Here is a 22,099-nt window from a genome sequence, read left to right on the forward strand (position 1 = left end):
TCCTATCCAGAATCCCGGTTCAGCATTCATCCGTAACGCAGCCGGCCGATGCATCGGCTACGGTTTTTGCGTATTTGTAAAGTACTCCTTTCGTAACCTTCAACTCCGGTTTTTTCCATTTGGCTCGGCGTTCGGCAATGACGTCATCCGGCACTTGGAGCGTAATTGTGTTATTGACTGCGTCGATAACAATCGTGTCGTTATCTTCCACGAGGCCAATGAGTCCACCTTCATAAGCTTCTGGGGTGATGTGTCCGACCACAAAACCATGGGTGCCGCCGCTGAAGCGGCCATCGGTGATTAACGCTACTCGTTTGCCAAGTCCGGCCCCGATGATAGCAGAAGTAGGCTTCAGCATTTCGGGCATGCCGGGAGCGCCTTTGGGTCCTTCGTTTTTAATGACCACTACATCACCCGGTTTCACCCGGCCGGATGCGATGCCGGCAATCAGTTCTTTTTCGCCATCGAATACCCGTGCAGGCCCTTCAAAACGTTCACCCTCTTTGCCGGAGATCTTGGCCACACTACCTTTTTCGGCAAGGTTACCGTAAAGAATCTGCAGGTGCCCGGTTGGCTTTATCGGGTTTTCTAAAGGTTGAACGATGGGTTGTTCGATTTCGTTGATAGGGGTTACGTTGGCCAAGTTTTCTGCTAATGTTTTTCCCGTCACGGTGAGGCAATTGCCATGCAGCAGTCCCTCGTTAAGCAGGTATTTCATCACTGCGGGCACACCGCCGTATTGATGCAGGTCTTGCATGAGGTACTTACCACTCGGTTTGAAGTCGGCCAGAACGGGAGTAGTATCGCTCATCTGTTGGAAGTCGTCCTGTGTAATATCAATACCCACACTTTTACCGATGGCAATGAAATGGAGCACGGCGTTTGTGCTTCCGCCCAGGACGATGATGACACGCAATGCGTTTTCGAATGCTTCGCGGGTCATGATATCCGACGGTTTGATATCGCGTTCCAGCAATATGCGGATGTATTTTCCTGCGTCACGGCATTCCTGCCTTTTTTCTTCGCTCATGGCGGGGTTTGAAGAAGAGTAGGGAAGGCTCATACCTAACGCCTCTATGGCAGCCGCCATGGTATTGGCCGTATACATGCCGCCACATGCTCCGGCTCCCGGGCAGCTGTGCTTCACAATCCCTATAAAATCCTCTTCTGATAGGTTTCCCGCAATTTTTTGCCCCAATGCTTCGAACGATGAAATGATGTTGAGATCTTGGCCTTTGTAATGGCCGGGAGCAATGGTACCACCATACACCATGATGGACGGCCGGTTAAGACGGCCCATGGCCATTACTGATCCGGGCATGTTCTTATCGCATCCCGGAATGGCGATAAGGCCGTCGTAGTACTGTCCGCCACAAATTGCTTCAATACTATCAGCGATGATATCCCGGCTGACCAGCGAGTACCGCATGCCATCGGTACCGTTACTCATGCCGTCACTCACGCCGATGGTATTGAAGATAAGTCCTACCAAATCATTGCCCCATACGCCCTCCTTGACAACCTTGGCCAAGTCATTCAGGTGCATATTGCAGGTGTTTCCATCATATCCCATGCTGGCGATGCCCACTTGGGCCTTTTGCATATCATCGTCGGTTAAGCCAATGCCGTATAGCATGGCCTGAGCTGCGGGCTGAGTTTTGTCTTGGGTAAGTACCCGGCTGTATTTGTTCAGTACTGTCGTTTGTTTAGTTAGCATGGTTATATAATCACTTCGTAATTTTCTTTTTCCAATGTAAGGTTTTTGTACGCCCGCTGTATGGTGGCTCCCACCGTATCGGCCCATTCTTCGGGGAAGTGTGTTCCGTCTATCGCGGCTATCCCCACAATACCTGTTGCTGTACCGGTAAGGAATGCGCTATCCGCATTTTTCAGCTCTTCAGGCGAAATCTGTTTTTCAATCACGTCGACGTTAAGCGCTTTGGCGATTTCAAGTACCGTTTGCCGTGTTATGCCCGGAAAAACATGTCCCAAGGCGGGAGTATAGAGTCTGCCGTCTTTTTCAATGAATAGGTTGTTGCTTGACGCTTGAGCCACGTGTCCTTCGCTGTCCATGAGGATAGCCTCGTCGTACCCGCGTTTGGTTGCTTCGGTCGTAGCCAGAATAGAGGCCACGTACTGCCCAGCGATTTTGGCATCGGGCGGAATAGCATGCGGATTGGGTCTTTGGTAAGGCGAACAGGTTACATGGATTAAATCGGTGCCTAAAAATGGCCCCCACTCCCACGCCAGAATCACGATGCTGGAATCCTCAGATGGCGTTAAATACATGTTATGTCCGGTAAGCACCATTGGGCGAACGTAGGCGCTCCTTAGATTATTTTTTTCGAGCAGTTGATAAGTCTTTTCTATCAGTAGGTCTGTTTCCCAGGGGAACGGAATGCCGACGCGATCACAGGAGAGGCGGAGCCGTTCATAGTGTTGTTCTCCTTTGAACAGCCGGATGCCGTTGTGCGTATTGTAGGCACGGATGCCTTCGATGGCAGCATACCCATAATGAAGCGACTGGCCGAATACGTCAATGCGCGTGTTATCTGCCTTGACAAATTCCCCGTCTAAATAGACCCATGTATTCTTACCAAAATACTTCATAATTGCTTACCTAAAATGAGCCCGATTGGGTATGCCGAGGATTATACATAACCCTCTTTTTTCCACCATAGACACGTGTCATTTTTTTGACTTCATTAAGGTAGGGTGTTTATCGATAACAAGCAATACCCATCCGTTAATTTTTTCAATCAGCATATTATTTTGTATTTTAAATTATTATAGATTATCGTGTCTTAAATAAATAAAATTGCAAAATTTAATTTTCAAACGTATATACCAAAACCAATTCTGGTATTCGGTATGCTTTTCGCTGCGCGATGGCGACTGGTACAGAATTCTGCGTAAAATGCCGGTGATCACCAAAAAAATTGTCAAAAAGAAAGCCCCCCGGATGTACTTACCGGGGGGCTTTCTTTGGCGTTATTTTTCCTTATTTTTCGTCAATCCCTTCGGCAAGTACGGTTACGGTGTTGTGAATGACTTCCACAACACCGCCAATAATGTTAATAATATCTTCGTCCTTGCCGGTGCGGATAATCACTTTGCCGTCTTCCAGCGTCGAAACAATGGGAGCGTGGTTTTCCAGTACCTCAAAAGAGCCTGCGGTACCCGGCACGGTCACCGAAGTTACTTCACCGTCGAAAATGGGCTTATCTGGTGTGATAATCGTCAGCTTCATCTTTAAATCGTTGTTATACCGCCTCAGCCAATAGTTTTTTGCCTTTCTCGATGGCATCTTCAATGGTGCCTACCAAGTTAAAAGCAGCTTCGGGGTACTCGTCCACTTCACCGTCAATGATCATATTGAACCCTTTGATGGTGTCTTTAATATCTACCAGCACACCTTTAAGGCCTGTAAACTGTTCGGCAACGTGGAATGGCTGCGACAGGAAACGTTGTACGCGCCGTGCGCGGGCTACTACCAGTTTATCTTCTTCGGAAAGTTCATCCATGCCCAAAATGGCGATGATATCCTGGAGCTCTTTATACCGTTGGAGGATTTCCTTCACCCGTTGGGCAGTATTGTAGTGCTCTTCACCCAAAACAACGGGGCTCAAGATACGGGAAGTAGAATCCAGCGGATCCACCGCTGGATAAATACCCAGTTCCGCGATTTTACGTGATAATACCGTAGTAGCATCCAAGTGGGCAAACGTTGTTGCCGGAGCCGGGTCCGTCAAGTCGTCAGCCGGCACGTATACAGCCTGTACGGAAGTGATGGATCCGCGTTTCGTGGAAGTAATCCGTTCTTGCATAAGTCCCATCTCCGTGGCCAATGTAGGCTGGTAGCCCACGGCTGAAGGCATCCGTCCCAACAACGCTGATACCTCTGAGCCCGCTTGGGTAAAGCGGAAGATGTTGTCAATGAAGAACAGGATATCCCGGCCTGCGCCTTCGCCGTCACCGTCGCGGAAGTACTCAGCGATGGTTAACCCTGACAGGGCTACGCGTGCACGCGCACCGGGGGGCTCATTCATCTGCCCGAATACAAACGTGGCTTTGGAATCTTTTAACTCCTCGGTATCTACTTTGTCCAAAGGCCATTCGCCTTTTTCCATACCTTCCATGAATTCTTCACCGTATTTAATAATGCCTGATTCCAGCATCTCGCGGAGCAGGTCATTACCTTCACGGGTACGTTCGCCTACACCTGCAAAGACCGAAAGCCCAGAATAGGCCTTGGCGATATTGTTGATGAGTTCCTGGATCAATACGGTTTTACCGACCCCTGCACCACCGAAAAGGCCGATTTTTCCACCTTTGGCATAAGGCTCCAATAAGTCGATTACCTTGATGCCGGTATAAAGTACTTCGGTTTCGGTAGAAAGGTCTTCAAATTTCGGGGGAGTGTTGTGGATGCTGCGTCCGCTAGACTTATCAAGGTCCTTAATACCATCAATCGCATCGCCGACAACGTTGAATACCCGTCCCTTGATTCCATCACCCACCGGCATCTTAATCGGCGCTCCCGTGTCAACCACTTTCATGCCTCGCGTTAAACCTTCCGTTCCGTCCATGGCAATGGTGCGGACACGCTCTTCGCCCAAGTGCTGCTGAACCTCTAAAACAATCCGCTGACCATTTTCTTTTTCGATTTCCAATGCGTCATAAATCTTAGGAAGTTTGGCATTCTCAGCGAAGCTTACATCGACTACAGGGCCGATGATTTGGGCTATTTTTCCAATATTGGACATACTATCAGGAACTAAAATTTTATAAACCAATGTAATAAAGGCAAAATACAGGCCTTAATTTCGGACTGCAAAAATACGCTTTAAAGAATTAAAAGCAAATTTAAATGCAAAGAATCAGATTTATGCTAACCCATACGTCTGTTGAGCTCATCCTGCAATTGCCGTTTAAGCTTCTGCTCTTTTTCCATGGCCTTTTTTCGGTGCTGATCGAACTCCTCTTGGAGTTCCGATATGGCTTTTTGGGTATTGCGGGTTACGATGTGGCTCTGATTATACCGATAGATGTAGAAGGCCAAAGCCAGGGCCAGCAGCAACACCAATCCCCACATGATTAAATGGTACAGGTTTTTTTGTAACGGAATGCCCAAAAAAGAAAAGCTGTCTTTTTCTTGTTTAGCAGTTTGAAGTTCCTGTTTCAGTCGGTTGACTGAGTCGGTCATCGCGTCCACCGCCGCTTGCTGGTCTCCGTCTTTCGCTTTGAGGTTGGCAATTTCCGCGGTCAATGCGCGGATGCTATCGGCTACGTTTTTCCGGATGCGCTCGAGGTTTGCTTGACGAACATGCTCAATGCCATCCTGGGTCTTCGAAATTGCATAGAGGTAGATGAATTGGCTGTCAATCGTACCGCTGGTGAGCGACCCTTTGGGGGGCTCACGGCGACTGGAGGTTTGGCCAAAGACGTTTGCAAAAAAAGCGATTGAAGCAACCAGTAAAATCAAGCACGTAGTGTTTTTCATGTTTCGTCAACGTTTCAGTTAAGTTTTTAAATATAACAACACGATATTACAGGATTTATTGTTTAAATCGGAATTAGTGATACAAAATTAGAAATACTAGGCAAACATGACAGCTCATAACAGTTCATTTTTTCGGCTTGACTATCTTGCGTCGATTTTTATGACCAGTTTAACCATATTGTTATGCAAGTATTAGCAGGTGTTATTTTCCACTTCATCGGTGGATTTGCTTCAGGTAGTTTTTATGTGCCTTATAAACGTGTGAAAGGATGGGCTTGGGAAACGTTCTGGATAATCGGAGGACTTTTTTCTTGGCTCATTGTGCCACCGTTGGCCGCTTACCTGACCATTCCGGGGTTTGATGAAATTATCAGGAATGCCGATCGCAGCACGTTAGGGTATTCCTATCTATTTGGATTGTTGTGGGGTATCGGAGGGTTAACCTATGGACTGGGGGTTCGGTATCTTGGCGTATCATTGGGAAGCAGCATCATTTTGGGGCTAACGATGGTATTTGGCTCTTTGGTACCGTCCATATTCTATTATTTCAATGGTAGCGAAGGTAAAGAAACCATTGACTTGTTCTTCACAACCGCATCGGGGCTGACCATGTTACTCGGGCTGGTGGTGTGTATATCGGGAATCTGGCTTTGTGGTAAGGCAGGTGTGCTGAAGGAGCGGGAACTTGCAGGGGCGACCGCTGATGCCAGTGGCAATAAGGACTACCGGTTTGGTTTGGGCTTATTGGTAGGTATAATATCCGGTGTTCTTAGCGCATGTTTCAATTTCGGACTGGAAGCGGGTAAGCCGATGGCCAACGTCGCCAATGCACTTTGGAAGGCTGAAAACCCGGGACAAGGTGAGTTTTTGTTCCAGAATAATGTTACCTATGTGGTGGTGCTCTGGGGAGGACTTACTACCAATTTCTTATGGTGTATGTTTTTAAATGCCCGTAACCGAACCTTCGGTGACTACGTGAATACGAAAGTTCCTATTACGCGTAATATCCTGTTCTGCGCACTTGCCGGAACGACCTGGTACATGCAATTTTTCTTTTACGGAATGGGTGAAAGCCGGCTCGGAAATGGCGCAAGTTCATGGATTCTGCATATGGCATTCATTATTTTAATCGCAAACGCTTGGGGGGTGATATTGAAAGAATGGAAGGGCGTAAGCAAAAAGACATATGCCACTATCATCAGCGGTATCGCTGTCATCATCTTATCCATCATCTTGGTGGGTTTGGCTAGGGCGCTTTGATGAGGATATGGGTTTAATCATAACATATAAAAATCAAAATAAAAATGGCTGAGATTATTGGAAAAGCATCTTTTAAGCATGTGAGTTATCTGTGGGATGAAGCTAAAGCTGCCGAACTGGAAGGCGATGAGGTTGCATTGTTGCTCTATCGTTCCAATTTATTGGGTGCAGATTTGCGCCTTACCAACTACGGGGGGGGGAACACGTCGTGCAAAGCCATCGCAAAAGATCCGCTAACAGGGCAAAATACCGAAGTAATGTGGATTAAAGGTTCCGGCGGCGACATCGGTACGTTGACCCGGAGCGGTCTGGCAGCATTGTATGTTGACCGTTTACGGAGCCTTGAACACATATATAAAGGCATCGAACATGAAGATGAGATGGTGGAGCTATTTAACCACTGCATCTATGATCTGAATTCCAAAGCGCCTTCCATTGATACGCCCTTGCACGGCTTTTTGCCGTTTAAGCACATCGATCACCTACACCCGGATGCGGCGATAGCTATCGCCGCGGCAAAGGATGGCAAACGCATCACTCAAGAGCTGTTCGGAGGTGAAATCGGCTGGGTCGAGTGGCAGCGACCAGGATTTGACCTTGGTCTTAAATTACGGAAGTGCCTGGATGAAAATCCAGGCATCCGGGGTATTATGCTGGGATCGCACGGATTGTTTACGTGGGGCGACACAGCCTATGAGAGCTATGTTAATACGCTCACCGTTATCGAGCGTTGTGCAGAATACCTCGAAGCGAATTATGGTAAGCGGCGCCCCGTATTCGGTGGGCAGAGAATGACCGCCCTTCCGGCTGAAGACCGAAGAAAACAGGCCGCTGCTTTGGCACCGGTGCTACGCGGTTTCTGCTCGTCGCAACGCCACATGGTAGGGCATTTTTCTGATGATGAGCGGGTGTTGGAGTTTATCAATTCAAACGATTTGGATCGCTTGGCGCCGATGGGAACAAGTTGTCCCGACCATTTTCTGCGAACCAAAATCAGTCCGCTGGTCCTTGACATCGCGCCGGATGCCGATTTAACGGATTTGGAGACACTGAAAGCTTCGTTGACTCCGGCTTTTGAGGCTTACCGGGCAATGTATAAGGACTATTATAACGCCTGCAAACATCCCAATAGTCCGGCCATGCGCGATCCGAACCCGGTGATTATCCTTTATCCCGGTGTAGGACTATTCTCCTTTTCCAAGGATAAGCAAACAGCGCGGGTGGCTGCCGAATTCTACATCAATGCCATTAATGTGATGAAGGGTGCCGAGGCCATATCGGAATACACATCGTTACCACGGCAAGAAGCGTTTGATATTGAATATTGGCTGTTGGAAGAAGCGAAGTTGCAGCGTATGCCCAAGCCCAAACCACTTTCAGGAAAAATTGCCCTGGTTACCGGCAGTGCTGGAGGGATCGGAAAGGCCATTGCCAAGAAGTTGGTTCAGGAAGGGGCGGTGGTTCTCCTCAACGACCTGAATGGTGACCGGTTGGAAGGGGCGGCCGGTGACTTCCATCAAGCATTTGGAAAGGATGCTTATGCGACCGCTCGGCTGGATGTTACCGATGCCCGCCAAATCCAACAGGCATTTGATACGGCCGCACTGGCATTCGGAGGTGTAGATATTGTGGTGAACAATGCGGGACTTTCCATTTCCAAGTCAATTGAAGACCACACGGAAAAGGATTGGAACTTGCTGTATGACGTATTGGTAAAGGGACAGTTTTTTGTAACCCAAGCTGCCGTTACCGTGCTGAAAAAACAAGCCATTGGAGGCGATATTGTAAACATTGTAAGTAAAAATGCGTTGGTAAGCGGCCCCAACAATGCTGGCTATGGCTCGGCCAAGGCTGCGCAGTTGCACCTGAGCCGGTTAAACGCCGCGGAGTTAGGAGCTGATAAAATCCGGGTTAATGTGGTAAACCCCGATGCCGTCATCAGCGACAGCAATATTTGGTCTGGGGGCTGGGCTGAAGGGCGGGCCAAGGCTTATGGCATCACGGTAGAAGAGCTACCGGCCTATTACGCCAAACGTACTTTGCTCAATGAGGTCATCCTTCCGGAAGACATTGCTAATGCCTGTTTCGCACTCGTGGGAGGTTTGATGAACAAGTCTACTGGCAACGTCCTGAATGTAGACGGCGGGGTAGCCATGGCATTCGTACGTTAAATTATGTTTTATTAGCAGAATTGTCAATTTAATATCCCTAACGGTTATTGATTGGCAATTCTCTGTTAGTTTTGATTAATAGACCTATTATGAACATTGATAAAAATCAGATAGCTGAGCATAATCAGCAGTTAATGGCAGCGCATCAGCGCAGGCTTTCGCAGGTGATAGACTACCTGCCGAACGCGGTAAACATTGTACAGAAGTTGGTCGATTTCCAAGTTGCGATTCCCAGTTGGGCGTTGGGCACTGGCGGTACGCGCTTCGGACGTTTTTCAGGCGGGGGCGAACCCCGTAACCTGGAGGAAAAGATTGCCGATATTGGTATTTTGCATGCGCTTAACCGATCCAGCGGAGCGATATCATTGCATATCCCTTGGGACATTCCGAAAGACTATGCTGCAATACGAGCGTTGGCTGAAGAGCATGGTTTGGCGTTCGATGCCATGAATTCAAACACCTTCCAGGATCAGCCCGATCAGGCGCTCAGCTATAAGTTCGGATCCATGCAGCATGTGGATAAGGCGGTACGCAGGCAGGCTGTTGAGCATAATATTGAGGTGATTAAACATGGTGTTGAACTGGGGTCTAAATCGCTGACGGTTTGGCTGGCAGACGGATCGAGCTTTCCCGGTCAACTCAATTTCCGGAAGGCATTCCAAAACACATTAGAAAGTTTACAGGAAGTGTATGAGGCATTGCCGGACGACTGGAAAATGTTTGTGGAATATAAGGCGTTTGAACCAAATTTTTATTCAACTACTGTGGGCGATTGGGGTCAATCATTGCTGTATGCAAGCAAGTTGGGCGAAAAAGCGTATACCCTGGTGGACCTTGGGCACCACTTACCCAACGCCAATATTGAGCAGATCGTCGCGCTTCTGTTAATGGAAGGCAAGCTTGGAGGCTTCCATTTCAATGATTCAAAGTACGGAGATGACGACCTGACCACCGGAAGCATCAAACCTTATCAATTGTTCTTGATATTCAGCGAACTTGTGGAAGGCATGGACGCCCGGGGAATGGAACATGCCAAGGATTTAGGGTGGATGATTGATGCGTCCCATAACCTGAAAGATCCCTTGGAAGACTTGTTGCAATCTGTTGAAGCGATTCTCATTGCCTATGCCCAAGCTCTGTTGGTAGACCGCGCAGCGCTTCAGCAAGCTCAGGCGGCCAATGATGTGGTGCGTGCCCAAGAAGTGCTTCAGGAAGCCTTCCGTACGGACGTGCGGCCATTGGTTGCCGAAGCCCGGCTACGTGCAGGGGCAGCATTGAATCCTATTCAACTGTTTAGGCAGCAAGATATCAGGGGAAAGTTGATTCGTGAACGTGGAACCAAAACGGTGGCAACAGGGTTGTGATGAGGACACCAGTTATAGCAATATTTGATGTAGGCAAGACCAATAAGAAACTGTTTCTTTTCAATGAACAGTACCAAATAGTCTTTGAGCGTTCGGCTCGGTTTACCGAAACCATAGATGAAGACGGTGATCCATGTGAAAATCTGGAAAGCCTCCGGCTTTCAGTATTCGATTCGCTGCACGAGGTGTTCCGGAAGCCGGAGTTTGAGGTAAGGGCCATCAATTTTGCAGCATATGGGGCAAGTTTGGTATACGTGGATGCGGATGGTAAACCACTGGCTCCATTGTACAACTACTTAAAGCCCTATCCGGTGAATTTGCAACGCAAGTTTTATGAGTCTTACGGGGGCGAAGAGCAGTTGGCTTACACGACAGCTTCCCCCGTATTGGGTAGTCTCAATTCGGGGTTACAGCTATACCGGATAAAGTACGAAAAGCCTGCGCTTTTCGAGCGCATCCATTATGCCCTGCATCTGCCGCAATACCTCAGCTTTCTCATATCGGGCGGCATGTATTCCGATATGACCAGCATCGGCTGCCATACACACCTATGGGACTTTTCGAGAAACGATTATCACGAATGGGTGCGACAAGAAGGAATTATCGAAAAACTGGCGCCGTTGGCACCTGGAGATGAGGTGTTCCCGGCTTCTTTCCCTGGGAATGGATACGGTGTGGGCGTGGGACTACACGACAGCTCTGCCGCGTTGATCCCGTACTTGGTGAGTTTCCACGAACCTTTCGTGCTTATCTCAACAGGCACCTGGTGCATTACATTAAATCCCTTTAACCATACGCCACTTACCAAGGCCGAACTGGACGCCGATTGCCTCTGCTATATGCACTACAAAGGTGCTCCTGTGAAAGCATCGCGTCTCTTTGCCGGATATGAGCATGAGCAACAAGTCAAGCGCATTGCAGCACATTTCGGGCAACCGACCAGCCGCTACAGAAATATGGCTTATAATGCAGGAATAGTGCATAAATTGCGGCAGCAGACTGAAGGCCCTCAGTCCATTGGAGGCAAAGTGTCGGCCTTTAATCAACGTAATCTTTCAGATTACCAGTCATTTGAAGAAGCGTACCATAGACTGATGATGGACCTGGTGGATCTGCAGCAACAATCTACCCGACTCGTCATTAAAGGCTCACAGGTAGGACGTATATTTGTTGATGGCGGTTTTAGCAAAAATGCCATTTACATGAACCTGTTGGCCGATGCGTTCCCCGAGATGGAGGTATTCGCAGCCTCCATGGCGCAGGCCACAGCGGTAGGTGCCGCATTGGCTATCCACCATGTCTGGAATAAACGGACGCTGCCCAACGACTTGATAGCGCTGCGTTTTTATGCTCACGCACATCAGCAAGAAGGAACAAATAATGAATTCTGAATTACTAAAATACAACCCGCAATACCCCTCCGTGGGAGATTTAAAAAAGAAGGCTAAGCGGCGCATCCCCAAGTTTGCTTTTGACTACCTTGAAGGCGGATGCAATGAAGAAATAAACCTGTTGCGCAATGAGGCTGATTTCCGGGATGTCCAATTGATGCCACGGTACCTCAAAAAGCATAATGGGGTGGATATGCGCACGGAACTGTTCGGCCATGTCTATGATGCGCCATTTGGTATATCGCCTATCGGGCTGCAGGGGCTGATGTGGCCCAATGCACCGGAGATATTGGCAAAAGCGGCATTGAAACACAATATACCGTATACCTTGAGTACGGTGTCTACCAGCAGTATTGAACGCATTGCGGAACTTACCGAGTCGCGGTTTTGGTTTCAGTTGTACCATCCTACTGAAAATAAGCTGCGCGACGATATTCTACATAGGCTCGAAGCTGTGCAGTGCCCTGTATTGGTTGTGTTGGTAGACGTGCCTTCCTTCGGGTTGAGGTATCGTGAAATTAAAGCAGGCCTATCCATGCCGCCCAAGATGAATATCCGTAACTTCCTCCAAGCGGCCATGCGTCCGGCTTGGGCGTTCGAAACGCTAAGGGTAGGTATACCCGAATTTGCCACATTGAAGCCTTATATGGGCGCCGACATGAATTTGAGCCAATTGGGTAAATTTATGAACGCCACGTTTACAGGGCGAGTGGATTCCGATAAAGTGAAAGCGATACGCGACCTATGGAAAGGCAAGCTGGTTATCAAAGGTGTTGTATGTGCCGAAGACATGGAAGAAAGCATCCGTTTAGGTGCAGATGGCATTATCGTCTCTAACCATGGTGGTCGGCAGATCGATGCCGGAGAGTCGACCATCAAGCCCCTGAAAGGACTGGCGGACAGCTATGGCGATAAAATTAAAGTGATGATTGATAGTGGTCTGCGATCGGGGCCAGACATCGGACGGGCACTGGCCTGCGGGGCACATTTCACCTTTATGGGGCGCCCGTTTATGTATGGCGTAGCCGCGTTGGGCCAGCATGGAGGTGATCATACCGTGGCAATGTTTAAAGCACAGTTGAAGCAGGTAATGGAACAAGTGTGTTGCGAGCGGGTAGGAGACTTTCCCGGCACGTTGATCACGCCAGCCAAATAACCATTTCTTTATCAACTTTAGGTACCATTGGTTATATTTGGCCCCCATGAGCGATATGCCAAAATGGACCGTTAATCGACGACAGTTTCTTAAAACTTCAGGTATTGGTGCGGCAGCTATGGCCGCGCCGGCATTTCTTTTTTCCAAACAACCGGTTTCAAACAGCATCAAGGTGGGCCTGGTTGGCTGCGGGGGGCGCGGCACGGGCGCGGCTGTCCAAGCGTTGCGCGCAGATCCAAATGTAGAGATCACTGCATTGGCCGATATCTTTGAAGATCGGCTTTCAGGCGCTTTGCATGCCCTGCAACAAGTGGATGCAAAACGGGTAAAGGTAGACAGCCAGCACCGGTTCGTTGGCTTTGACAGCTATCAGCAACTTATTGATTCCGGTGTGGATGTTGTATTATTGGCCAGTCCCCCATATTTTCGCCCCATGCATTTAGCTGCGGCCGTAGAGGCAGGGAAGCACGTGTTTTTTGAAAAGCCCGTAGCGGTAGATATACCGGGAATCAGGCGGGTGCTTGAGGCGGTAAAGGTTTCCAAGGAAAAAAACATCGCCCTTGTTTCCGGCTTTTGTTTCCGGTATGATTACCGGAAGCGGGCCCTGTTTGAAAAAATCAAACAACGTGCCGTTGGTGAAGTGCTATCGTTGTCATCATTCCGGTTTGGCGGGGAACTGCCGTTCCAGTCCCGACAGCCCAGCTGGAGCGACTTGGTCTATCGGTTACGTAATTGGCATTACTACAATTGGCTTTCGGGGGATATCATTGTTGAGCAATCCATCCACAGCCTGGATATGATGCTTTGGGCTATGGGCGGGCGGCTGCCTTATAAAGCGATAGGTACCGGTGGACGGCAGGTCCGTGTGGACGAAAAATACGGTAATATATATGACCATTTTGCGGTAGAGTTTGAGTTTCAAAACGGTGTCAAGGGATATCATTTTACCCGTCAGCAACCGGGCTGTACCAACCGAAACAGCGTGGATATCATTGGCTCGGAAGGAACCGCGTCCATAGAAGTAGGCCGTAAGTATGTAATAACTGGGGCGAAGCCATGGTCGTATGATGGCCCAACAAACAACATGTACCAGACGCAACATAATGAACTTTTTGCATCCATCAAGGCCGGAAAGCCGATTAACGATGGCCTGTGGGCGGCAAACAGTACCATACTGGCCATCTTAAGCACTATGGCGGGATATAGTGGAAAAGAAATTACCTGGGAACAGGCAATGGCTTCAGACGTGACATTCGGCCCCCCATTGGATGCTTTCGATTGGGATACGCAATGGCCGACTCCGGCGGTCGCTACGCCCGGACTTACCAAAGTGCTGTAATCACAGGACAGTGCAGTATGACCGTTCAGCAATAGTAACGTATATTTGAGTTATTTAAACCGTTGAAATTATGCGCAGCACGTTTTTCTTGGCTTGTTTCCTGACCTTTTGCTGTACTGCTGCATCTGCTGCCGATAGGCTTTTATACGATCTTCGTTGTGAGTATCTTACCAATCCGCTCGGAATTGATACAAATACACCGCGTTTTACTTGGAGAATGGCCGATGATCGGCAAGGTATCGCCCAACACACATATCGTATAGTGGTAGGCACCGATTCTTCTGCTGTTGCAGAAAGCAGAGGTGAATGCTGGGATACTGGCGAAGTGATGGCCGACGTAAATCTCGTGGTTTATGAAGGAATTCGGCTAAAACCGTTTACTCGGTATTACTGGAAAATCGAAGCTAAAAGCACACTGGGCGAGCTATATAGACCAGCGGACATAGCTTTTTTCGAGACAGGAATGATGGATGCCGGGCAATGGCAGGGCGCATGGATTTCGGATAGACATGATATCCATTATCGGCCGGCACCCTATTTCCGGAAAACATTCGATGCTCCGAAAAGGATAACGAGTGCGAGAGCCTATATTGCCGTGGCAGGACTCTATGAGTTATATTTGAATGGCCAACGCGTGGGCGATCAACGCCTTGATCCGATGTATACCCGGTATGATAGGCGTACACTGTATGTGGCTCACGACGTTACCAACCTGGTCAATCAAGGCGCGAATGCAATCGGCGTTATATTGGGCAACGGCTGGTATAACCACCAGGCCCGCGCTGTATGGGATTTTGACAGGGCACCATGGCGGAACCGGCCGGCATTTTGTTTGGATCTCCGGATTACTTATGAAGATGGAACGGTGGAAACCATCATTTCTGACCGTGATTGGAAAACCAGCGGAGGGGCAATTACGTCCAATAATATCTACACTGCAGAACACTACGACGGAAGGTTGGAACAGGCGGGCTGGAATACGATCGATTTTGACGATAGTGACTGGCAAGGCGTAATTTATCGGTCTGCCCCTTCGAAACATGTTGTTGCTCAGGTGCTTCATCCCATTCGTAATGTCGAAGAAATTCGGCCCAAAGAAGTAATCCGCTTCAATGACTCTACCTATTTGTTTGATTTAGGACGCAATATAGCGGGTGTTAGCAAGCTAACGATATCAGGCCCGGCCGGTACGGAGTTACGGCTCAAACATGGTGAGCGTCTTGGTAAAAACGGACGGGTTGATCTGTCGAATATCGATGTGTATTATAGGCCGACGGATAATACCGATCCGTTTCAGACAGATATCGTTACGTTAAAAGGCAGAGGGCTGGAGACATTTATGCCCCGTTTCAATTATAAAGGATTCCGGTATGTAGAGGTTACAAGCAGCCAACCGGTCCAACTAGATTCTACCCACCTGGTGGGATATTTCATGCATAGTGACGTCCCTGCTATCGGACAGATCCGTTCATCCAATCCACTAGTAGACCGCATCGCATGGGCGGCCAACAATTCTTACTTATCCAATTTATTTGGTTATCCAACGGACTGTCCGCAACGGGAGAAAAATGGGTGGACGGGTGATGGCCACTTTGCTATTGAAACAGCACTTTATAATTTTGACGGCATCACTATATATGAGAAGTGGCTGGCCGACCACCGCGATGAGCAACAGCCCAATGGCGTGTTGCCGGATATCATTCCAACAGGTGGATGGGGGTACGGAACAGCCAATGGAACAGACTGGACGAGTACCATCGCCATCATACCGTGGAACCTGTACTTGTTTTACGGTGATACTAAACCACTTTCGGATAACTATGAATCCATCAAACGTTATGTTGACTACGTTACCCGGATCAGTCCTAACGGATTAACAACATGGGGCAGGGGGGATTGGGTTCCTGTTAAGTCCAGATCGTCTTTGGAGTTAACGTCATCTATTTACTACTATGTTGATGCCGTTATCTTGGCAAAGGCTGCGAAAATACTTGGTAAAACAGCAGATTATGATCGTTATGCCGAGTTAGCCACTTTCATCAAGAAGGCAATAAACGACAAGTATTTAAACCCCGAAACAGGCATCTATGCCTCAGGTACACAAACTGAACTGAGCATGCCATTGATGTGGGATGTAGTGCCGGATACGCTGGTCAGCAAGGTCGCCGCCCGGCTTGCCAATCGTGTACGCGCAGATGGTAACCACATTGACGTCGGCGTCTTGGGAGCCAAAGCACTGCTGAACGCGTTGAGCGAAAATGGATATGCCGATCTGGCCTATCAATTGGCCGCCAACGACACCTATCCCTCTTGGGGCTGGTGGATTGTAAACGGAGCTACCACGCTGCTGGAGAATTGGGATCTTGAGGCCGAACGAGACATTTCGGACAATCATATGATGTTCGGAGAAATCGGGGCTTGGTTTTTTAAGGGACTGGGTGGTATCAAGCCAGACGAAAGCCGGCCGGGCTTTAAACATGTATTGATTGAACCACATTTTGTGGAGGGATTAGATGCTTTTGACGCATCGTTTAATGGACCGTATGGTACAATCAAAAGCAGTTGGAAAAAAGAGGGTAAAAAAGTGGCCATTGAAGTCATTATCCCGGCCAATAGTACAGCTACGTTGTTATTGCCAGACGGAGAGCCGCGTACACTGATGGCCGGCAGCCATCGCCTCGAGTGGAAACGGTAAGCGTCGGTTACCAAAGTGAGCACGTCGTCAATGTGGTGGTCTGTGCGCACCGACCACTATATTGCTTTGATGCATTAGCATACCTTGATGGTTTCCATGCTGAGCAGTTTTCCCAATTTTTCAATTTTGCTGCTGAGGTGGCCTATACCCACCGCACAATGGTGGGCGGGGCCGTGGCTGTTCCATCCTTTCACGAATGCGCGTGCGCCAATAGGAAAGCGGTAGCGGCTGTTAGTATTGCCGATTTTGAGGATGGGGCCGGGCACGGATTCGCCTTCGGCAACAAGGAACGCGACGGTCAAACTTGGAGGTCTTTAGGGCCTTATACGTTTGAAAATAGTGCTGTCAAACAATATTTCGATTTAATAGCCCCAGCTTCGTTCAGGCATTTCCGAATTGAAGTAAAATCCGACTATAAAAATGGAACGTTTACCGCCATCGCTGAGATAGGTACTTATAGAAGATAATATTAAGCGCTGTACACCTCATCATTTAAAACGGAGTGAGTATGGCATAAACCAAAGGGGGTTCTGGAATTCCAAAAAAATCCCGGAACCCCCTTTGAAAATTTTATACCTTTAAGCTTTTATTACTTTCGTGAAAAAAAGTACAATGCGGATAAGTTATTGGATATCGATAGTTGTTTGTAAGTTTACGTTAACGAGCGAAGTGCTTGCGCAAGAATCAACATTCTGGAAATATACCGATGCCCGTGAACTTACCTTAGTTGGAAAAGCTCATTTTGGTGACCATTATTTCCACCGTATAGACACCGCAGCGTTTCCAGCTATTCCGCAAACAGTGAAGCGTCTGCTTACACATTCGGCAGGATTGGCCCTTAGCTTCAGCACCAACAGTACACGGCTATCGGTAAAGTGGTGTACGAGTGATCGAAAGGCCGGCAATAATATGACCGCTATTGCACACGAAGGTCTGGATTTGTATATCAAGCGTGATGGCCGGTGGCAATACGCGGGCGTGGCACGACCAGCAACCAATGAATGTAATGAGTTTACTTTGGTTCAGAACATGGCTTCCGGCGATAAAGAGTGTTTGTTGTATCTCCCGCTCTATGATGAAACCATATCACTGCACATCGGCGTAACCGAGGGGGCTACTTTGGCAGCCAGACCCGATCCGTTCCGGAATCGTATCCTGATATACGGGTCAAGTATTGTGCACGGAGCTTCGGCTAGTCGGCCCGGCCTTGCATACCCTGCACGGTTATCGCGTGAGACGGGCCACCACTTTATCAATCTGGGAGTAAGTGGTAATGCAAAAATGGAAGCTACTGTTGCGGAAATGATCACGGCTTTACCGATGGATGCCTTGATATTGGATTGTGTGCCTAATTCATCGCCACAGCAGATTACAGAACGGACTGCCAATCTGGTGAAGACCATTCGCAGTAAACATCCTAAAATGCCGATCATCGCCGTTCAGAGTATTGTGCGCGAAAGCGGCAACTTTGATCGCGCAATAGCAGAACGGGTAGCTGCCCAGAATGCTAATTTCGATAAGGAAATCAGGTTGTTGCAGCATTCGGATCCACATCTTTATCTTATTACCGCTGATGGGCTGTTGGGTGACGATAATGAAGGTACAACAGATGGTACGCATCCAAATGACTTAGGTTTTGATCGGATGCTGCAAAAACTTAAACCGGCATTACAAACGATTTTGCGGAAATACGCGATAGAGTAGTTTTTCAATTTTATAACTCTTCTTCCCGTTCGAGCATCAGGATGGCACTTTGCGGTACGATGAAGTATTTCTCTCCCTGATATTGTATTTCCGTGGAAGCTCCTACGTGAAAGATAGCTAAATCACCCTCTTTGGCCTGCAATGGGATATATTTTATCTTTTCGTCCTGCGGCTTCCAGGCATCGTCGTCCTCCGCGGGTACCGGCAATACATACCCTGGTCCTGTTTTCATTACGTAACCCCATTGCACTTTCTCTTTTTCCTGCACACCCGGCGGCAGGTAGAGTCCACTGGCTGTACGTTCATTGGGTACAGTGGGTTTGATTAATACCCGATCGCCAACAACGATCAATTTTTTTAGCTTGTTGTCTTCAGTCAATTGAATTGTCATAAGAAAAATAGCTTATTGCCGTTCCACTATGCTGTGCCGCCTGTTTGCTATGGCAGCGTTGAAATTTATATTAGCAAAAGCTATGCAGAATATGGTGCTGTGCCAATATGACATATTGTTTGCGTCAATCTTTGCCAAACGGCCCATCCCATGATCCGCCAAAGTGATATGGGACAGTGCGGGATGGTTGTTTAATTGGAGCGCATTACTTTTGTTATTGACCAATTAGTTTAAAAACGGTTCGTGCGGCGCTTGTCATCGCCCATAAAGATAATACGCAAAGCAAAAGGGCCTAAGGAAGAACCATCCACAAATGAATAAATTGATCCTGTTATTGATTTTTGTAAATATAGTCGGACAATCACCTGCCAATGCTAAAAAAAGAAGTTCGGTGTACCCCAAGCATCTGCGTTGCGAGTACCTCATAAATCCTCGCGGGCTGGATATAATGAAACCGCGGTTCAGCTGGAAACTGGAAGCCACAAACAACCGTGGTTTCGGCCAACGGCAGACCGCATACCGGGTATTGGTAGCGTCTGTCGACAAGCTGCTCGCACAGGAGCAGGGCGACATGTGGGATAGCGGTTGGGTAGCATCAGATAATATGCAGCATATTGAATACAGTGGCCGAGATCTGCAATCCGATCGGACGTATTATTGGCAGGTGCAAGTAAAAGATGAGAGTAGTACGGAATCGGCGTGGAGTGAAACAGCAACTTGGTCCACCGGCTTATTCATGCCCAGCGAATGGCAGGCCAAATGGATAGGCAGCCACGAAGTTTACAATCCTTCCGTCAGCGACAATAATATCAGTGACCCATGGTTTAGAAAACTGATAGAACTTCCTGAAAAACCCGGAAAAGCCACATTGTTTGTAGCCTCTGTAGGGTACCATGAATTGTATGTCAACGGTAAGCGGATAGGAGACCAAGTATTGACGCCGGCTGTGACGGATCATACAAAACGCGCACGATATGTGGCGTATGATATCGCTCCTGAGCTTCGTAAGGGCACTAACGTAATAGCGTTATGGCTGGGGACTTCATGGTCTATTTTTCCTGCCTATATTTTACAGGATGGTCGACCGCTCACACCACTTGTGACGGCCCAGGTTGCTGTCTACAAGGAGCAGTCGCCGAAAAATGGAGCTGTACCGATGGCAACCATATGTACCGATGCTTCGTGGAAGACCCATCCCAGCCCCAATCGGTTGCTTGGCAAATGGGATTTCGGCAAGATGGGTGGCGAAATCTGGGATGACCGCAACACCGTGCCTGATTGGAATGACTTGACCTGTGATGAAACCTCATGGAAAGCAGCCACCGTATATGCGATAAAATTACAGCTTTCGGCCCAACCGGTAGAGGCTAACCGGCTGTTCGGTGAAATACGTCCCGTCAGCATCGAAGCAAGACCCGATGGTTCGTATCGTGTGGACATGGGAGTAAACTTCGCCGGTTGGATGGAGATGGCGGTTAACGGCAATGAAGGGGATACCATCCGTTTCCAATATTCAGAACGGGAGCACGACGATATGACATTTAATCTGTATAGCGCTTATGTTATTGGGCCGGGTAGGAAAGGGGTATTCCGGAACCGATTTAACTATAGTTCGGGCCGATGGATCACTATACAGGGGTTAAAGGAAAAGCCCAGAGTGGACGATATAAGAGGCTGGTTGGTGCGGACGGACTACAGTGATGCTAGCCGGTTCGAATGTTCCGATACGTTGCAGAACTGGATATATGACCGTGTCTTATGGACATTCGAAAACCTTTCTTTGGGTGGGTACATTGTCGACTGCCCTCAGCGTGAGCGTATGGGATATGGGGGTGACGCCCATGCAACAAGCGAGACGGGGATGTTCAATTATCAGTTGGGAGCTTTCTATACCAAGTGGATGCAAGACTGGCGTGATGTTCAGGGCACAGAGTCGATGGTGGGCAATATGTTAGATACGAGCTATGCCCGAAAGGCAGTCGGCAGCGGTAGGTTACTCCAGAATGGCGTGTTGCCCCATACGGCACCGACATATTGGGGTGGGGGAGGTCCAGCCTGGGGCGGTATTGTAGTTACCTTGCCATGGTTCATGTATGAACATTATGGTGACAGGCGGGTGTTGGCCGATAATTTTGAGCTTATCAGCGGTTGGCTGGATTTTTTAAATTCACATACGCAAGGAGATTTATTGCAGCGGTTCGGCGGACAGTGGGATTTTTTGGGCGACTGGCTATGGCCGGATGCTACTGCGGAAGGGATGAATAATGATAAGCCCGAGACCTTGTGCCTCAATAATGCATACTATGTATTTAACATGCGCACAGCGGCTAAAATAGCCCGGCTGTTGGGAAAGAAAAATGAAGCTAACCGATGGGAAAAGCAGGCAGAGGCTTCAGCCGCAGCAATACATACCCACTTTTTCAATGCAGCGGATAATTCTTATGCCGACGGTTCTATGGCCAATCTGGCAGCGGCGCTGCTCGCAGAAATACCACCTGCGCCAATTCGTGATGGGGTAATGCAGCGGTTGGAAAGAGAAATCCGCGAGGTCCGGAGTGGTCATATTCACGCAGGTATCACCGGCGGTGCATTGCTCTTTAAACTTCTCCGCAACGAAGGTAGGGATGATCTCATATATGCGATGATGTCTAAAGAGACGTATCCCAGCTGGGGTTATATGAAAGCAAATGGAGCCACGACGATATGGGAGATGTGGGAGAAAGATCTGCCGGGGCATTCATTACTGCACAGTTCTTATCTTTATCCCGGTGCCTGGTATATTGATGGTCTAGCCGGTATCCGGCGCCATCCCGATTATCCCGGGTTTCGCCGATTTATTATCCGACCCCCAGCGCAAAACGCAACAGATGTAGTATGGACAACGGCGAACTTCGATTCTCCTTCGGGGCTGATTAAATTGCGCTGGTCCAGAATGTCCGGGCGGTTGCAGCTGGATATCACAGTGCCGCCGAATACTGTGGCTATACTGCAATTACAACCAGAGGATGCTATCGATATATCGAAGTACGGTACCATTAGTGCACTGGGAGAGAAAGACGGTAGGCACTGTTATGAATTGAAACCAGGTCGGTATCTGTTAGGTGATTAAGCTTTAGAATTCATGT

16 protein-coding genes are annotated in these 22,099 nt (G+C 48.5%); 10 read left to right on the forward strand and 6 right to left on the reverse strand.

The genetic code is table 11. The features are described 5' to 3' along the window. Positions 1 to 19: 19 nt before the first annotated feature. The 5 genes from ilvD to BM030_RS01070 form a co-directional block, all read right to left on the reverse strand. Complete coding sequence (gene ilvD / locus BM030_RS01050) at positions 20 to 1,717, reverse strand: dihydroxy-acid dehydratase (protein ID WP_090970195.1); 1,698 nt, start codon at positions 1,715 to 1,717, stop codon at positions 20 to 22. A 2-nt stretch (positions 1,718 to 1,719) separates the two neighbouring features. Beyond that, on the reverse strand, positions 1,720 to 2,610 hold the full coding sequence (ilvE, locus tag BM030_RS01055) for a branched-chain-amino-acid transaminase (protein WP_090970198.1): 891 nt from the start codon (positions 2,608 to 2,610) through the stop codon (positions 1,720 to 1,722). Between the two features lie 391 nt (positions 2,611 to 3,001). Then, positions 3,002 to 3,250 carry an ATP synthase F1 subunit epsilon gene (gene atpC, locus BM030_RS01060; protein ID WP_090970200.1) on the reverse strand — a complete coding sequence of 83 codons (249 nt, stop codon included), beginning with the start codon at positions 3,248 to 3,250 and terminating at the stop codon, positions 3,002 to 3,004. A 13-nt stretch (positions 3,251 to 3,263) separates the two neighbouring features. Next, entirely contained in the window at positions 3,264 to 4,766 is a 1,503-nt protein-coding gene (gene atpD, locus BM030_RS01065) for a F0F1 ATP synthase subunit beta (RefSeq protein ID WP_090970202.1), read from the reverse strand. A gap of 125 nt (positions 4,767 to 4,891) precedes the next feature. Further along, the gene (locus BM030_RS01070) at positions 4,892 to 5,503 is read right to left on the reverse strand and encodes a hypothetical protein (protein ID WP_090970204.1); all 612 of its coding nucleotides are present in this window, start codon (positions 5,501 to 5,503) and stop codon (positions 4,892 to 4,894) included. Between the two features lie 183 nt (positions 5,504 to 5,686). On the opposite strand from BM030_RS01070, the gene rhaT reads away from it, so the two are divergent. From rhaT to BM030_RS01115, 9 genes are all read left to right on the forward strand, one after another. Continuing rightward, entirely contained in the window at positions 5,687 to 6,763 is a 1,077-nt protein-coding gene (gene rhaT, locus BM030_RS01075; RefSeq protein WP_090970206.1) for an L-rhamnose/proton symporter RhaT, read from the forward strand. Positions 6,764 to 6,807: 44 nt separating this feature from the next. Next, the gene (locus BM030_RS01080; protein ID WP_090970208.1) at positions 6,808 to 8,934 is read left to right on the forward strand and encodes a bifunctional aldolase/short-chain dehydrogenase; all 2,127 of its coding nucleotides are present in this window, start codon (positions 6,808 to 6,810) and stop codon (positions 8,932 to 8,934) included. A gap of 89 nt (positions 8,935 to 9,023) precedes the next feature. Next, complete coding sequence (locus BM030_RS01085; protein WP_090970210.1) at positions 9,024 to 10,298, forward strand: sugar isomerase; 1,275 nt, start codon at positions 9,024 to 9,026, stop codon at positions 10,296 to 10,298. Beyond that, the gene (locus BM030_RS01090) at positions 10,298 to 11,689 is read left to right on the forward strand and encodes an FGGY-family carbohydrate kinase (protein ID WP_170845611.1); all 1,392 of its coding nucleotides are present in this window, start codon (positions 10,298 to 10,300) and stop codon (positions 11,687 to 11,689) included. Before BM030_RS01085 ends, BM030_RS01090 begins: the two co-directional genes overlap by 1 nt. Then, the gene (locus BM030_RS01095) at positions 11,679 to 12,845 is read left to right on the forward strand and encodes an alpha-hydroxy acid oxidase (protein ID WP_170845589.1); all 1,167 of its coding nucleotides are present in this window, start codon (positions 11,679 to 11,681) and stop codon (positions 12,843 to 12,845) included. The genes BM030_RS01090 and BM030_RS01095 overlap by 11 nt, the downstream gene beginning before the upstream one ends. A 46-nt stretch (positions 12,846 to 12,891) precedes the next feature. Beyond that, positions 12,892 to 14,184, forward strand: a complete 1,293-nt coding sequence (locus BM030_RS01100; protein WP_244518586.1) for a Gfo/Idh/MocA family protein — start codon at positions 12,892 to 12,894, stop codon at positions 14,182 to 14,184. Positions 14,185 to 14,254: 70 nt separating this feature from the next. After that, entirely contained in the window at positions 14,255 to 16,879 is a 2,625-nt protein-coding gene (locus tag BM030_RS01105; protein ID WP_090970214.1) for a glycoside hydrolase family 78 protein, read from the forward strand. Continuing rightward, positions 16,867 to 17,346: a hypothetical protein gene (locus tag BM030_RS19775; protein WP_170845590.1), complete on the forward strand. Its 480-nt coding sequence runs from the start codon at positions 16,867 to 16,869 to the stop codon at positions 17,344 to 17,346. The genes BM030_RS01105 and BM030_RS19775 overlap by 13 nt, the downstream gene beginning before the upstream one ends. A 130-nt stretch (positions 17,347 to 17,476) precedes the next feature. Continuing rightward, entirely contained in the window at positions 17,477 to 18,583 is a 1,107-nt protein-coding gene (locus tag BM030_RS01115) for an SGNH/GDSL hydrolase family protein (RefSeq protein ID WP_244518589.1), read from the forward strand. Positions 18,584 to 18,593: 10 nt separating this feature from the next. Here BM030_RS01115 and BM030_RS01120 read toward each other — a convergent pair whose 3' ends face one another. Then, positions 18,594 to 18,974 (reverse strand): co-chaperone GroES, encoded by a 381-nt coding sequence (locus tag BM030_RS01120; RefSeq protein ID WP_211657484.1) that lies wholly within the window; start codon positions 18,972 to 18,974, stop codon positions 18,594 to 18,596. Between the two features lie 313 nt (positions 18,975 to 19,287). Here BM030_RS01120 and BM030_RS01130 point away from each other — a divergent pair, with 313 nt between their 5' ends. After that, positions 19,288 to 22,083 carry a family 78 glycoside hydrolase catalytic domain gene (locus BM030_RS01130; protein WP_090970218.1) on the forward strand — a complete coding sequence of 932 codons (2,796 nt, stop codon included), beginning with the start codon at positions 19,288 to 19,290 and terminating at the stop codon, positions 22,081 to 22,083. Positions 22,084 to 22,099 lie beyond the last annotated feature (16 nt).

Origin of the sequence: Parapedobacter composti (assembly GCF_900112315.1) — a bacterium.
Lineage (GTDB): Bacteria > Bacteroidota > Bacteroidia > Sphingobacteriales > Sphingobacteriaceae > Parapedobacter > Parapedobacter composti.